The organism is Saccharospirillum sp. MSK14-1, from assembly GCF_003054965.1.
Classification (GTDB): Bacteria; Pseudomonadota; Gammaproteobacteria; order Pseudomonadales; family Natronospirillaceae; genus Saccharospirillum.
In genome coordinates this window covers 901,600-916,272 of record NZ_MIES01000033.1, presented here as the reverse complement: position 1 = coordinate 916,272, position 14,673 = coordinate 901,600, and the positions used below count along the sequence as shown (strand labels likewise).

The following is a 14,673-nucleotide window of genomic DNA, read 5'->3' as shown; positions in this document are numbered from 1 at the left end:
CGGTTATGACTGAATCAAACACCAGTTTCAAACGATTGTTTGATTGTGGCGCCTACCATAGCCCCTGGCCGGTATAAGTCAACCAGGACGGTCTCTGCCGCTGCCCGATTATGTCCGTTACAACGAAAGTATAGAGGCCAATCGCTGCAACGTTTCCCGAACCGCAGGTAATTGGTCGACACTGCGCTCATCCCAACTGACTCCGACACCGTCGGCCTGGGCGTCCACCACACGATAGTGCTCTGGAAGATCGTTCAAAAAACCAACCAATGCCTTCATCTGCGCATCCGTTGCTCGTTTATCATCGGCCCAAATCCAGCCATCGGGCAGGAAAGCGCTGGAAACACCGGTGGTGCGCAGCACCGTAAATGACGGTGCCTGTGCTTTGGGAAAGGAATGCAACAAGCGGTAGAGCGTGCACAGCTCATGTTTCTCGCCGACGCGACCTTCAACGCTGGTATCCGGAACCTTCAGACTATACAGCTTCAGGCCCTCCCCCAAAGCGGCACTGCGTAGCTTGCTTAAGTGGCGATCATGGGCGCTGGGCTTAAGCCACATAAAGGCACCGGCAACCGTCAATATGGCAAATAAGATAATCAGATTGGCAAACATCCGTTTCTCCCGGTCAAAGTATTCAGGCGCGTTCTTCCAGTTCGGCCCAACGTTCAAAACAGGTTTCGAGTGCTTGTTGGGCCGAACTCAGTTGATCCAAAACGGCCTGAGTCTGGGTGTGGTCGCCCTGATAGAAATCGGCAGCACCGACGGTATTCTCCAACTGAGCAATCTGCTGCTCCAGTGCTTCAATTTCCCCAGGCAACGCATCGTACTCGCGCTGCTCTTTATAACTGAGTTTTTTACCCGCTGGTTTTTTAGATGTTGGCGCTGTGCTGGCTGTCTCACCACGTTGCTTGGGAGCCAACTTTCCAGGCGCCTTTTCAGTGCCGGCATCGGGCCAGCGACCGCCCTGAGCCAGCCAATCTTCGTAACCACCCGCATACTGACGAATCACACCGCCGCCTTCGAAGGCCCAGGTACGCGTTGCCAGTTGGTCGATAAAATAACGATCGTGACTGACCAACAATAAGGTGCCGTCAAAATCCCCCAATCGATCAATCAACAATTCGAGTGTTTCAATATCCAGATCGTTGGTCGGCTCATCGAGCACGAGGAAGTTAGCGGGTTGGCTGAACAGTCTGGCCAACAACAAACGGTTGGTTTCACCACCGGACAACTGGCGAACCTGCATCCGCGCCCGATCCGGGGTAAACAGGAAGTCTTCCAGATAACTGATAACGTGGCGTTTGCGTCCGCCCAGCTCTAGGAAATCACGCCCTTCCGCCACCGCATCGACCACCCGCAACTCCGGATCCAACCGCGCACGCGCCTGATCAAAATACGCCACTTCCAGTCGTGTGCCCTGCTCGACCGAGCCATCGGTTGGCTCCAGATCACCCAGTATCAACCGAATAAGCGTACTTTTCCCGATGCCGTTGGGGCCTAACAAGGCAATGCGATCACCGCGTTGTACCAAGGCGGTAAAATCCTGCACCAGTGTTTTATCGCCATAGCCAAAGCTGGCGTGCTCCAGGCTGACCACCTGTTTACCAGACCGTCCGGCCGACTCGATATCAAAGTCACTTTGCCCAACACGATCCCGGCGTGATTTCACATCTTGTCGCAAGGCTTTAAGCGCCCGAACGCGACCTTCATTACGGGTCCGTCGTGCCTGAATGCCCTGGCGAATCCAGGCTTCCTCTTCTGCCAACTTGCGATCCTGAGCCGCCCGGTGTTTGGCTTCTTCAGCCAGCTTCGCATCCTTGGCGTCCAAATAAGCACCGTAAGGCGCTGGAAAATCGCTCAGTTTGCCTCGGTCCAGCTCGACAATGCGCGTTGCTACTTTGTCGATAAAGCGACGGTCGTGCGACACGAACACCAAGGTTCCTGCGTAATCCAGCAGGAAATCTTCCAGCCATTCCACCATGGCAATGTCGAGGTGGTTGGTGGGCTCATCGAGGATCAGAATATCAGGACGGCTGATCAGCGCTCGCGCCAACAGAACGCGGCGGCGCCAACCACCGGACAAGGTTTTAAACGCCACCGTGCCATCGAGGCGCAGCCGACTGAGGATGGCATCGAGCGTGGATTGAACCTGCCAACCTTCCTGTCGCTCGATCTCATGCTGCAACCGATCCAGGCGAGACAAATCGGGGGCTTCTTGGGTGCTTTCTTGATCGTAATCGCGCAGCACCTGACCGAGATTACCAAGACCTTCGAGTACGACGTCGCGTACCGGGCGATCATCGCCGGTCGGTAAATCCTGCTGCAGATGCGCCACAGTCGTGCCCTGGCGACGGCGTATTTCACCTTCATCGACCACGCGTTGGTCCAATAACAGGCTCAATAACGTAGATTTACCGGCACCGTTCTTGCCAACCAGACAAAGACGGTCTCCCGACTCCAGCGTCAAACTGGCTTGATCCAACAACGGAGCAGCGCCCAGTGAAAAACTGACGCGGTCTAGTACAACCAGGCTCATCTTGAGTCCTTAATTTAAATTCATGATTGAAGTGATCGGAAAAGCCCGTATGAAGCGGCTCAGCCTTACTTTTGGCACTATTGAGCCCAACCGGCTTCCCCTACTGTCTGCGATAATTTTCCCAGAGGTGATTTTCCGTGGCAAAAAAACTCCCAACAGGCCCCCTTATCGCCGTCGTCTTAGTCGTTCTGACATTGCTCTGGCTTTTGACCGGATCCAATGACGATGCCGTCGACGAACCCAACACCGCAGCTGACAGTCAACCCAGCCTCATTCCAGAGGTTCAGGTTCGCACTCTGGATGCTCAGGGTGTGCGTCGCAGCCTGACCATTAACGGCGTAACCGAGCCAGACCGCAGTGTTTCCATCGCCAGCGAAACGAGCGGTCGCGTACTTGAGCTGCTGAAAAGCGCCGGTGACCAGGTGGATAACGGTGAATTAATCGCCCGTATCGACCCGCGTGATCTCAACGCTCAACTGCGCACCGCTCGCGCCAATCTCGAACAGGCTCGCCTGGAATACGAAGGCGCACAGCGACTGGGTAATCAGGGGTTGCAAAACCGTTCGCAGCTAGCGGCGGCCGAAGCTCAATTCCAAAACGCTCAAGCGCAACTGGAAGCTCTGGAGCTGGCATTGCGTGACACCCAGATCCGTGCGCCTTTCGCCGGTGTTCTGGAAAGCCTCGACATCGAAGTAGGCACTTTTGTTTCGCCCGGTCAGATCGTGGCGCAAGTGTACGACTATGACCCCATGCGTGTCGTTGGCGAAGTGCCAGAAACTGACGTCAATTTCCTCAGTGCAGGCCAAAGCGCCACGGTTTCATTGGTGACCGGAGAAGAATTGAGCGGCGAACTGACGTTTGTTGGTACCGTTGCGAACCCGGCAACACGCACGTTTAAGGTTGAAATTGCGGTTCCGTCCAGCCCGAAAAACCTGGCTGGCGCTACGGCTAAAGCCAACATCATGCTGGCGGAGCAACAAGGCCACTACGTCAGCCCGGCGTTACTCAACATTAATGATTCCGGTGAGATGGGTCTGAAAACGGTCAACAGCAACAATCTGGTTGAGTTCTCTCCGGTCAGTATTGTGCGTTCCGACACTGGCGGTGTCTGGGTAACCGGCCTGCCGCGTCAGGTCAGTCTGATCGTCGTTGGCCAGGGTTTCGTTAACGCCGGCGATGAAGTCAATCCGGTCGCTGTCAGTGGTAATAATCTGGCAGCCGGACAGTAACGGGAGAGCTTCATGATCGGTTTTATTCAAGCGGCACTTAGCCGCATCCGGACAGTGATGTTGTTTTTCGGGCTCATTGTGATCAGTGGCATCGTCGCGCTGATTAACATCCCGAAAGAAGCGGATCCGGACATCACCATTCCTTATGTCTATGTCGGTACAGGCCTCGACGGCATTTCACCGGAAGACGCCGACCGTCTGCTGGTGAATCCGCTGCAGAAGGAACTCGAAGGCGTTGAAGGCCTGAAAGAGTTGGTCAGTACGGCCAGTGAAGGCCGTGCCTCCTTCCAGCTGGAATTCGATATCGACGCCGATATTGATGAAGCGTTGGATGAAGTGCGCGAAGCCGTCGACCGCGGCAAGGGCGAACTGCCCGCCGATGCCGACGAACCAACAGTCATGGAGATTAACCTCTCCCAGTTTCCGGTACTGAACGTTTCGCTGTCCGGTCACGTGGATGATCGCGTGCTGTTCCACATCGCTGAGGATTTGCAGACTGAACTGGAGTCGATTCAGGGCGTACTGGAAACCCCGATTCAGGGCATTCGCGATGAAGTGGCAGAGATCATTATCGATCCGGCCAAAATGGCCAGCTACAACATCTCACAAAGCCAGTTGGTGCAGTTGGTTTCGAACAATAACCAGTTGGTCACCGCAGGCAGTATGGATACCGGCGCAGGCCGTTTCTCCATCAAGATCCCCGGTCTGATCGAAACCGAAGACGACATCCTCAATCTTCCGGTGAAGGTCGATGGCGACACCGTCGTGCGTTTTCGCGATATCGCTGTAGGTCAACGCACCTACAAAGACCCGGATTCGCTGTCACGTGTGAATGGCCAGCCGGCGGTTACGCTCGAGATCGTTAAGCGCTCCGGTGCCAACATCATCGAAACCATCGAGCAGGTCAAAGCCAAAGTCGACCAGATTCGTCCGGAATGGCCTGAGGCGGTCGAAGTGACCTACACCCAGGACAACTCGGTGATGATCGAGCAGCAACTGGATGACTTGTTCAACTCCGTTCTGCTGGCCACCTTGCTGGTGTTTATCGTGATCGTATCGGCGCTTGGTGTGCGTTCAGCGTTCCTGGTTGGCCTGGCCATTCCGGCTTCCTTCCTGACCAGTATTCTGGTGCTGTCGATGCTCGATATTTCGTTGAACATCGTGGTGCTGTTCTCGCTGATCCTCTGTGTCGGCATGCTGGTGGACGGTGCCATTGTGGTCACCGAATACGCCGACCGACGCATGTCTGAAGGCGCGCATCGCAAAAGCGCTTATCGCGAAGCGGCGACTCGCATGGCGTGGCCCATCGCCGCCTCTACGGCGACAACGCTGGCGGTGTTTATGCCGCTGTTATTCTGGCCGGGCATCGCCGGTGAATTTATGGGCTTCCTGCCGAAAACGGTCATCATCACGCTCTGCGCGTCGTTGATCATGGCGCTGATTGCCGTCCCCGCGTTCGGAACGTTGTTCGGTAAAGCCGCCAAAGTGTCGGAAGACAAAAAGCACGGTATGGATGCCATTGATCACGGTGACCTGAGCGAAGTACGCGGTGGTCTGGGTGTCTACATTCGCTTCCTCAGCGTGCTGCTGAAGCGTCCGTTGATGGCCCTGGGCCTGGTGTTCGGCGTTATTGTGCTGATCATTGTGCTGTTCACGATTCGCTCCACCAACGTCGAGTTCTTCCCGGGTGTGGATTCAGACTTCGGCGGTATTGTGGTCAAAGCGCGAGGCAACCTCTCGCTGCAAGAACGCGATGTGCTGGTGAAACAGGTTGAATCCCGCGTTCTGGGCATGGAATCGGTGAAAACCATCACCACCACGGTCTCTGCCGTACCTGGCCGTACGGACTCCGAAGACACCATTGGCTCGCTGATGATGGAATTCGTTGATTGGCAGCACCGTCCGGATTCTGACACCGTGCTGCGCAATGCGGTTGAACGCGCCTCTGGCATTCCCGGTTTGAAAGTCGAATCTCAGGTACCCCAGATGGGACCGACTACCGGTGTCGACATCCAAATGCAGTTCTTTGGACCGACGCGTGACACTCTGTATGCCACCGTCGATGCCATGGTGCAACGACTGGGTCGCGATGAACGCATTGAATCGGTCAACGACAACCGTCCGCTGGACGGTTTGGAATGGCTCATTGATGTTGATCGTGAAGCCGCCAGCCGCTTTAACGTCAGCCTCAATGCCATTGGCTCTGCGGTTCGCATGATCACCGACGGCGTTCAGTTGGGTTCTTATCGACCCAACGATGCCGACGAAGAAGTCGATATCCTGATTCGTTACCCGTTCAACGGCCGCGACCTGGAACAAATTGATGAACTGACCGTGACCTCTAATGGCGCTCAGGTTCCCATCAGTAACTTCATCAATCGCAAGGCTCAGAACAAGCAAGGTGACGTCTATCGAACCGACGGCCGCATGACCGTTAACGTCGACATAAACCTGGCCGAAGGTCAGCGAGTCGATCTGATGATTCAGGACATCGAGCAGGCGTTGAATGAAGCCCGTTCCGACGGTGAGCTGCCTTCCGGTGTTGATTTCCGGTTCACAGGCGACCAGCAGGAACAGGCGGAAACCATGGCCTTCTTGGGTGGCGCTTTCCTGATCGCCCTCTTCGTGATGGTTATCATCCTGGTGACGCAGTTTAACTCCTTCTACCAGACCTTCCTGATCATGCTGGCGATTCTGCTGTCTACGGTTGGGGTGATGGTCGGTATCATCCTGACCGGCGCGAGCTTCGTTGTGGTGATGAGTGGGGTGGGCATCATTGCGCTGGCGGGTATTGTGGTGAACAACAACATCGTGTTGATCGACACCTACAACGTCATCCGCAAGCAAGGTGTTCCTGCGATGGATGCGGCGTTAATCACCTGTGCTCAGCGTCTGCGCCCGGTGATTCTGACCACCATCACGACCATTCTGGGTCTGTTGCCGATGGTCTATCAGCTGACCATCAACTTCTTTGAACGGTCCGTCACCATCGGGGCGCCCTCCTCACAATGGTGGACGGCGCTGGCCACCACCATCGCTGGCGGCTTGCTGTTTGCCAGCTTGCTGACCTTGGTGTTCACGCCATGCATGTTGATCCTGGGTGAACGCATCCAGGCCTTCATCGCCAGCAAACGCGGTAAAACAGCCGACGTTTAAGCTGAGCCACTGACCCGCCCTGTAAAGGGGCGGGTCTTTTCTTTCCTGTCACAAATAAAGAAGCTAGTCTGACGACTTATCTAACGCCCATCGAATCACTGCGTTACCAGCGCAGCGGTCGGGGATATGTTTGTTGTGAGGCTTGTAGACATGAAAGCACCGCTGACGCGAATGCTGACTGTCTTCTGTCTGGCCGGCACCCTGCCCGTCCTGGCAGATGACGCATCCCTGTCAGAAACCTATGGCCAGGCACTGCAGAGCCTGACCGAAAGTGACCTGAGCTTTGAAGATCTTAAGCGCTGGGATGATCTCACGCTTTATCCGCACCTGGTCACTCACTGGGCCCTGCGCCATCCCGAAGCCATCGATACCGACTGGTTCGCCAAACAGCTGTTAAAACCCGAGTGGCAAGCCGCCGGCTGGGATTTCCGCCAAACCTGGCTGGAAGAACTGGCGCGTCGTGAGCAGTGGTACCGCTATGCACTGTTTGACCAAGCCTGGTCCGGAGCCGGTCACCCGTGCCGACGCTTTCAAGCGCAACAAGCCTTAGGCGAACCCTTAGCCGATGAGCAACTGCGCCAACTTTGGTTAACCGCAAACTCACTGCCCGCTTATTGCGATCCTTTTCTGGAACGGCTGAAGCAGGCTGACGATTACAACGAACTGGTGTGGCAGCGCCAGTTACTGGCCTTTGAAGCCCGCAACAGTGCCATGCTGCGCTATTTGAACGATCAATATGACGAGCCGCAGTGGCGCCAACGCGGACAGCGCCTGCGTGCGATCTATTTAAGCCCGGCGACGATATTCAACCAGCCGTATAACCCGAATGAAGCCTGGCAACGCGATCTGGCACTGGCGGCGATCGACCGACTGGCCTTTCGTGCGCCTCATATTGCGTCCAATTATTGGGTCGACTTGATCAAGCTGACCCCCGACTTCCACCGTGACGACATCCAGTCGACCTCCGCTTACCTCGGTATCGCGATGGCCAAACTGGCATTGCCACAAGCGGATTACTGGCTTGGCATTGCCGACCCCAAACGCAGCAATGCCGACGTTCAGCACTGGCGCTTGCAAGTCGCCCTGGCCAGCACCGACTGGGCACAGATTGCCAGCCTCTACCGCGCGCTGGACGATTCACTCAAAACAAGCAGTCAGTGGCGCTACTGGTCAGCCATTGCTGAGCAACACCTGGACATGGGTGATTCGGCCGATCAACAGTTAGCGGCATTGGCGCAAGAGCGGTCTTATTATGGCTTTTTGGCCGCCGCCGCACTGGATCAACCGGCAGAACTCAACCTCGACGAACACCCCGTCATTGAGGCTCGTCGCCCCATTGGTGAACGCCCCGCTTTGCAACGCGCATTGGCGCTCTACGACGCTGGCGACATTGTCCGCGCACAGATCGAATGGAACCTAGCGCTTGATGACTTCACTCCCGAGCAAATGATGGAAGCGGCCCAGTTAGCGCAGAGCCATAACTGGTATCACAAGGCGTCGCAGACGGCCGGCATGAGTGGCCGCTATGGTGAGCTGACGCTGCGTTACCCGACGCCTTTCGCCGATCTGGTCAGTGAACTGACGGCGTCAGCCGCGGTGCCCAGACACTGGCTGTACGGTGTTATGCGACAGGAAAGTCATTTTATGACGCAGGCACGTTCACCGGTGGGGGCACGCGGCCTGATGCAACTGATGCCCTACACCGCCCGCAGCATGGCGATCAAATCTGGATTGGATTACAGCAACGAGAACGATCTGAATGACCCAACGCTGAACATCACCCTGGGGCGCAATTATCTGGATCAGATGCAGCGGCGCTTTGGCCACCCGGTTTACGCCACCGCCGCCTATAACGCGGGGCCTACCAAGGTGGCCAGTTGGCTGAATCGATATCCGGCCGATCTGCGCATCTGGATCGAGTCCATTCCCTTTGATGAAACTCGCCACTATGTGAAATCCGTCCTCACCTACGCGCAGATTTACGCCATGCGCGATGGCCAGAACTGGACACTCGCCAGCTGGCTCGACCAGCCTAATTTGGCGTCCTTGGGCGATGATTCCTGACTCGGACGTCAGTCAGCGGATGCCAGCTGCGCGCTATCACCCACGCGCAGCTCACTGACGCCACGCGCCACGGCGTTCATGCCAAAAATCGTTTTGCCATTGAAACGACTGTGTTCTTTTAAAGCCGTCGCAACTGCTCGCTGGTAGACCCCAGTGTCGGGGTCTACGGCTGGAATACTGCAACGCTCGCAGGGTTTGAGCAGTTGCAAATGACCGTCGGCCAAGGTCAACCGACCCAGCTCCAGCTCCTGATCCATGGGCAGGCCAGACACCACCAGATTGGGCCGGAAACGTCGCACATCGAGCTCGACCCCCGCACGTTCGTTCAAGCCCTCCAGAGAACTTTGATTGCACAGCAGCAGCGGATAACCATCGGCAAACCCGACTCGCTCATGATCCAGCGCCGCAGCGTCAGGCACACGCCGCTCAGATTCCGTTCCCAAATAGACCAGGCGCACGGCTTTGCCCAGCTTGTCGCTAAACCAAGCCGATAACTCGGAAGACACTTCCCAGCCATCCAGGTCGTCCTTCCAGACAGTTACCGTGATCGGAGCTGTGCTGGCGACGCCGCGAATGAGATTACGGTAGTCACCGTCGGGCGCCGTGATACGGTAGCCATCACCTTGGGACTGAACACCAAAATTTGCCAGTTCGGGCATATCGCGCTGGCTGACAAAGCGGCCCTTAGCGTTCACCAGCATCCAACGGCGATCATCCACCGGGCCGGCTGAATCGAATGCCAGCCGCTCGACTGCAATACCGGCGAACGACTTAATGGGGTAATGATACAGGGCGGTAATCTGGGCGGTCATTGACATGGTGGCGATGTTCACTAGGAGGGAAAGGCCGCTCATTCCAGCAAACGAAGGCCGCGCTTGCAAGCGAGGTTAGATCTCGCCTTCCACTCGTTTGCGGACCAAGTCAGCCAATTGTTCCGGTTGGAACTTGGAAAGGAAGGCATCGCAGCCAACTTTCTTGGTCATTGCCAGGTTAAAATCACCGGACAGAGAGGTATGCAGCGCCACGAAGAGGTTTTTCAAACGCTCATCGGCACGCACTTCCGCGGTCAATCGATAACCATCCATGCGCGGCATCTCAGCGTCAGTCACCAGCATCAGCACCCGCTCTTCCAGCGGACCCTCGGTTTCTTCGGCCAACCGGCGCAACAGATCCAGACCTTGAGCCCCATCGGTCGCTTGATGCACCTTAAGCCCCATGGACTCAAAGGTTACCCGAGCTTGCGTTAAAGCGGTGTGGGAATCATCGACCATCACCACTTCACGACCACGAATGCGTTCGACCACATCGTCGGCCAGATAACCCTCACTGAGCAGGGCGTTCATCGGCACGATTTCCGACAACACCTTTTCCACGTCAATGATTTCGACAATCTGTTCTTCGTGATGCGTAATGGCCGTTAGGTAGTGGCTATGACCCGCGCCAGACGGCGGCGGTAACACTTCTTCCCAGTTCAGGTTGACGATGCGGTCAACCCCCCCCACCAAAAACGCCTGAACGGTGGAGTTGTATTCCGTCACAATGATGGTGGAATTTTCGTCGTGCTTGATGGGGCTCAGGCCGATGGCCATGCTCAGATCAATCACTGGCACCGAACGGCCACGCAAGTAGACCACACCGATCACCGCCGGATTACGCTGCGGCATCATGGTCAGCTTGGGCAGTCCCAGCACTTCTTGCACCTTAAAGACGTTAATCGCGTAGATTTGCCGTCCTTTCAGCCGGAACATCAAAATTTCCAGTCGATTCTGCCCGACCAAGTTGGTACGGCTATCGACATTTTTTAACACACTCGACATCAGATACTCCGGCTACTCCGACGATTCCGTCACAACGGGTTCGCTCACCCACTGTGACGTTATCGGCAAAGTTTAGTCGAGATTAATAAAATTTGCGCTAGTTCACACAAACACAGGTCGTGGCATCGAGGTTTACGACTGAGCCTGGCCGTGTCAGTGGCAACCAGTCATCCACCAGGCTGTTTGACTGGGCACAGGTCAAACCACTGCTGTATGCACCCAGGTAACGCAGCTGACCGTCGGCACCGGTCAACGCAATCAGCGGCCCCGGGGATGCCGGTGGCGCGCCATTCAGAGCGTCGGCAAGGCGGGTATCGATAAAGGTCGAACCCAGTTGTACCGGGTGATAACCCAAGGTGAGACCCGTTTTACTCAGATTAGAGGCGTGGCCCGCAGCCATAAACCGACACAGACAGCCTGGCGGCATCCAATGAATCATGGCTGGATGTGTCAGGTCAGTGCGGTCATCAATCCAGTCCTGCCATTGAGAATGCCAAGCCGACACATCCGATACGCTATGACCCAACCAATTCAGATGACTTTGGCGGAACCAGAGACCGGCAGCCAAGGCAATCAACAGCGGAAGCAGCCACCAAAGTAAGAATCGGTATCGAATCACACAAAGCCTCTCAGCATGTTATTCAGTCGGCATTCGTGCGGATGTAACGACGCACATCGTCGAGCGTAAACGGCCAACCGAGATCCTCTGTTGTGTTGGTAGCGCGTAGAACGGGAATGCGGATGGCATACTGCTCCATCAATTCGTCGTCCTCAACGATGTCGACAACCTGCCATTGCAAGGGTTCGGATTGCGCTAACTCGATTAGCAACGCTTCTGCCTGCTCACACAAATGGCAGCCCAGCGTACTGTATAGGGTTATGTTTGGCGGTGTAGAGAGGGAAGACAAGGGCCGATCCTATTGGAAAAACGGCCCTATTGTAGAAACCTGGCAGCGCTTTACCAGCACTGGCTGTCAGGCATTTTCGGTGTTGGCGGCGTCATCCGTGGAATGGTCTGCAAACAAGGAATCCAGAAAGCTGCTGAGCTGACCATCATTGCGCGGATGATTGCTCAAAGCCTCGACCAAGCCCCGCTCCGAATTGAGGCTGTCCATCCAGCGCTGCTGGGCATCCACCAGTTCACGCGCATATTCGCGCAAGGGCTCTAGACCACGTGGCAGGCTTTGACCCTCGCCACCGGCTTGTTGATACGCCGATACACCCTTGGCCTGGACCGAACGCATGCTCAAATCCAGAGACGCCAAACTGGTACCGCTGATGCTCAGCGCTTGAGCCTGCTCGAACGCCACACCCAGATCGCCGTCATAGAATTCGTCAGCCAGATCACCCACTTCCTGCAACAAAGCCTTCAAATCCGCTTTTTCTTGGTCGTTCAGATCACCTTCAATACTCAAATCGAACTGGCCCGACTCCACCTTGCCCCAGCTCAGTGACGACCACCCATCGCCGGATGTTTTTTCAGCCGCGGCTTCGGTTCGACGATCAACATGGATCGTGACCTTATCGCCTTCGGCTGTTGTGACATCCAATGAGAAGGTGCGCTGTTCGTATTGATAAATCCCGATACTGCGACTGCCGCTTTGTGAGATCTGAGTTGAATTTCCATGGGTGACTTCAGCGTTAAGATCGCGGTTGGCCAGCGCCTCTTCCAAGCGGCCGTAGGCTTGGTCAATTTTGCCTTCCAGCGCATTGTCCAATTTGCCCATGGATTCAAGGACGTCACGGGCTTCACCGAAGCCTTGTTTTATGCCTTTTTCGGCCGCGGCCCAAAGCTTGTCCATATCGGCCTCAGAGGCGCCGCTGGCTTTGGCTTGAGAGAGCCGGCCGCGCATAAAGCTCCAAAGATTGTCGACCAGCTCATCGACGTTAAACTGGCTTGCCGCGGATTGTGTTGATCCGGATTCTTCGGCCTTCGCGGGCGCATTCACTGACCGGGCAACACCAGGCTCAGGCGACTGACCCGATCCTGCGCGCTGATAACCCGCAATCGAAGGCGTCAAAGCAGAGAGATTGGACAGCATATTATTCATAGGGCGTCCCCTTCCGGCGCAAACCGGTACTTTTAAAACAGACCGTGCATTCAATTGTCTAGCGGCGGTGTAGCGCTTAACTTGAGTGTTGTTTTGTAAACACTGGGATTATCAAAAAACAATCATCAATAGCGTTGGATTGTTGATTAATACGTCGTATGATCGCCGTGCTTCAGGTACCACTCGACTGACAGAGGCCCGTCATGGCGAGACTCGATTCGCTGATCATCTTCACTACCGTCGTCAAAGCCAATAATTTTACCAACGCGGCTCATCAACTGGGTCTGACGCCTTCGGCCGTCAGCAAGCAGATCAGCCTGTTGGAAGATCGTCTGGGTGTTCGGTTGCTTAACCGCACCACCCGCTCGGTCAGCCCGACCGAGGCCGGACAACTGTTCTTTAACCGATGCAGCCGCATCCTCGAAGACCTCGAGGAAGCCGAGCACATGGTCAAAGATCTGGAAACCTCGCCTCGCGGAACCCTGCGCATCACCGCCACGCCCACGTTCGGCCGCTCCATGCTGATGAAAATTTTCTCCAAGTTTTTGGAGCAATATCCGGACGTGAACTTTGATCTGATTCTGGCCGACAAAGGCCTGGATCTGGTGCGTGAAGGCATCGACCTGGCCATCCACCTGGGATCCTTGCAAGACAGCCGGCTGGTGGCTCGTCCGGTCGCTAAACAAAAAGTGATCCTCACCGCGACCAAAGACTACCTCGACAAACACGGCATGCCGCAACAACTGGCTGATTTGTACGATCACCATATGTTGATGGCTTCCGGTATCGATTTTGCCGAACCGCGCTGGATAAAACGCTTTTTGAAAGAAGCCGGACTGCAGAACAAAGATCGTCGCTTCACGGTTAACGATCTGGACACCCTAGCCGAGGCCACCACCAACCACATGGGCATTACTGCTCTGCCGTACTATATGGTGCGCGAAGAGCTAACCAGTGGGCGCATGCTGCACGTTCTGCCGGACATTACTTTTCCCAGCCGAACCATCCACGTGGTCTATCCGGAGAATCGCTATCTGTCGGCTAAAAGCCGCGCTTTTGTTGACTTTATGGCCGCTTATTTTGAAGAGCACGATCTCGATAAAGCGGGCTGAGCATCAAACAGACAGACACAAAAAAAGCGGCACTCAGGCCGCTTTTTTTATTGCCGATTCACTCAGCGCAGAAAACGGTTCAAACCCGCATCCTGGAACATCCGATCGATGGCAGCGTCAAACGTTTCGGTGAGCATGGTTTCGTTTTCGGCTTCATCCGGATAACGGAAAAACTCGGCTGAACGTTGTGAGCGGAAGCTGTTGGCGTAATTAGAGTTGGCCTTAACAATCTCCACAGAGACTTCGGCAGCGACCTTAGCTTCTTTACGCGCTGCGTCGATGTCGTTCAGTTCGTAACTCAGTTCTTCCAGAGTCACCGTCCATTCGAAATCTGCGTTCATCTCAACGGCTTCAAAACCAGCCACTTCCAGTGCGCCTACAACCTGATCTTCCAGTTGCTTACGCAGATCACCGGAGGCAGTGATGGCTGAGCTGTTTTCATAAACGCCACCCCGCTGACCAATCACGGTGCTGTTGCGACCATCGACAACATCAACCCAGAAGGTACGTCCATTACCCGCCGGCAAGCTGTCTGGTGATACGACCGGCTGGAAGGCAATCTGCTGAGGCGAAAGCTGAGCACAACCGGCAAGTACCAGGGTAACCAACGACAGCATCAACAGCGGCTTAAACACAGTTTTCATAGCGTTCTCCTTGTTTAAAACCAAAAAAGTTCAAAACCAAAAATCATCACAAACAGTCGTACTA

General features: G+C 55.4%; 12 protein-coding genes. 4 read left to right on the top strand and 8 right to left on the bottom strand.

All coding sequences use genetic code 11. The features are described from left to right. Window positions 1–117: 117 nt before the first annotated feature. Entirely contained in the window at window positions 118–612 is a 495-nt protein-coding gene (locus BGP77_RS13210; RefSeq protein ID WP_108165193.1) for a hypothetical protein, read from the bottom strand. 22 nt (window positions 613–634) lie between these two features. Further along, window positions 635–2,536, bottom strand: a complete 1,902-nt coding sequence (locus BGP77_RS13205) for an ATP-binding cassette domain-containing protein (RefSeq protein WP_108165192.1) — start codon at window positions 2,534–2,536, stop codon at window positions 635–637. Between the two features lie 206 nt (window positions 2,537–2,742). On the opposite strand from BGP77_RS13205, the gene BGP77_RS13200 reads away from it, so the two are divergent. The 3 genes from BGP77_RS13200 to BGP77_RS13190 all read left to right on the top strand — a co-directional run bounded on the left by BGP77_RS13200 (window position 2,743) and on the right by BGP77_RS13190 (window position 8,985). Further along, complete coding sequence (locus BGP77_RS13200; protein WP_158269377.1) at window positions 2,743–3,765, top strand: efflux RND transporter periplasmic adaptor subunit; 1,023 nt, start codon at window positions 2,743–2,745, stop codon at window positions 3,763–3,765. 12 nt (window positions 3,766–3,777) lie between these two features. Next, window positions 3,778–6,921 (top strand): efflux RND transporter permease subunit, encoded by a 3,144-nt coding sequence (locus tag BGP77_RS13195; protein WP_108165190.1) that lies wholly within the window; start codon window positions 3,778–3,780, stop codon window positions 6,919–6,921. Between the two features lie 150 nt (window positions 6,922–7,071). Next, window positions 7,072–8,985, top strand: coding sequence for a lytic transglycosylase domain-containing protein (locus BGP77_RS13190; RefSeq protein ID WP_158269376.1), 1,914 nt, complete (start codon window positions 7,072–7,074; stop codon window positions 8,983–8,985). 8 nt (window positions 8,986–8,993) lie between these two features. Here BGP77_RS13190 and BGP77_RS13185 read toward each other — a convergent pair whose 3' ends face one another. The 5 genes from BGP77_RS13185 to BGP77_RS13165 all read right to left on the bottom strand — a co-directional run bounded on the left by BGP77_RS13185 (window position 8,994) and on the right by BGP77_RS13165 (window position 12,853). Continuing rightward, window positions 8,994–9,803 carry an MOSC domain-containing protein gene (locus tag BGP77_RS13185; protein WP_158269375.1) on the bottom strand — a complete coding sequence of 270 codons (810 nt, stop codon included), beginning with the start codon at window positions 9,801–9,803 and terminating at the stop codon, window positions 8,994–8,996. Window positions 9,804–9,872: 69 nt separating this feature from the next. Continuing rightward, a complete protein-coding gene (locus tag BGP77_RS13180; RefSeq protein WP_108165187.1) occupies window positions 9,873–10,802 on the bottom strand; it encodes a chemotaxis protein in 930 nt (309 codons plus the stop codon). 97 nt (window positions 10,803–10,899) lie between these two features. After that, on the bottom strand, window positions 10,900–11,421 hold the full coding sequence (locus BGP77_RS13175; RefSeq protein WP_108165186.1) for a DUF6436 domain-containing protein: 522 nt from the start codon (window positions 11,419–11,421) through the stop codon (window positions 10,900–10,902). Between the two features lie 22 nt (window positions 11,422–11,443). After that, complete coding sequence (locus BGP77_RS13170; RefSeq protein WP_108165185.1) at window positions 11,444–11,710, bottom strand: glutaredoxin family protein; 267 nt, start codon at window positions 11,708–11,710, stop codon at window positions 11,444–11,446. A 66-nt stretch (window positions 11,711–11,776) separates the two neighbouring features. Beyond that, a complete protein-coding gene (locus BGP77_RS13165; protein ID WP_108165184.1) occupies window positions 11,777–12,853 on the bottom strand; it encodes a DUF5610 domain-containing protein in 1,077 nt (358 codons plus the stop codon). A 203-nt stretch (window positions 12,854–13,056) separates the two neighbouring features. Here BGP77_RS13165 and BGP77_RS13160 point away from each other — a divergent pair, with 203 nt between their 5' ends. Beyond that, window positions 13,057–13,965 (top strand): LysR family transcriptional regulator, encoded by a 909-nt coding sequence (locus BGP77_RS13160; protein ID WP_108165183.1) that lies wholly within the window; start codon window positions 13,057–13,059, stop codon window positions 13,963–13,965. Window positions 13,966–14,027: 62 nt separating this feature from the next. On the opposite strand, the gene BGP77_RS13155 is transcribed toward BGP77_RS13160, so the two are convergent. Beyond that, on the bottom strand, window positions 14,028–14,609 hold the full coding sequence (locus BGP77_RS13155) for a YajG family lipoprotein (RefSeq protein ID WP_108165182.1): 582 nt from the start codon (window positions 14,607–14,609) through the stop codon (window positions 14,028–14,030). Between the last annotated feature and the right edge of the window lie 64 nt (window positions 14,610–14,673).

Excerpts from the sequence above, each read along its gene's own strand:
- BGP77_RS13195 (WP_108165190.1), top strand. The coding sequence starts at position 3,778 with ATGATCGGTTTTATTCAAGCGGCACTTAGCCGCATCCGGACAGTGATG.
- BGP77_RS13190 (WP_158269376.1), top strand. The coding sequence starts at position 7,072 with ATGAAAGCACCGCTGACGCGAATGCTGACTGTCTTCTGTCTGGCCGGC.
- BGP77_RS13185 (WP_158269375.1), bottom strand. The coding sequence starts at position 9,803 with ATGTCAATGACCGCCCAGATTACCGCCCTGTATCATTACCCCATTAAG.
- BGP77_RS13155 (WP_108165182.1), bottom strand. The coding sequence starts at position 14,609 with ATGAAAACTGTGTTTAAGCCGCTGTTGATGCTGTCGTTGGTTACCCTG.
- BGP77_RS13210 (WP_108165193.1), bottom strand. The coding sequence starts at position 612 with ATGTTTGCCAATCTGATTATCTTATTTGCCATATTGACGGTTGCCGGT.
- BGP77_RS13180 (WP_108165187.1), bottom strand. The coding sequence starts at position 10,802 with ATGTCGAGTGTGTTAAAAAATGTCGATAGCCGTACCAACTTGGTCGGG.
- BGP77_RS13165 (WP_108165184.1), bottom strand. The coding sequence starts at position 12,853 with ATGAATAATATGCTGTCCAATCTCTCTGCTTTGACGCCTTCGATTGCG.
- BGP77_RS13160 (WP_108165183.1), top strand. The coding sequence starts at position 13,057 with ATGGCGAGACTCGATTCGCTGATCATCTTCACTACCGTCGTCAAAGCC.
- BGP77_RS13205 (WP_108165192.1), bottom strand. The coding sequence starts at position 2,536 with ATGAGCCTGGTTGTACTAGACCGCGTCAGTTTTTCACTGGGCGCTGCT.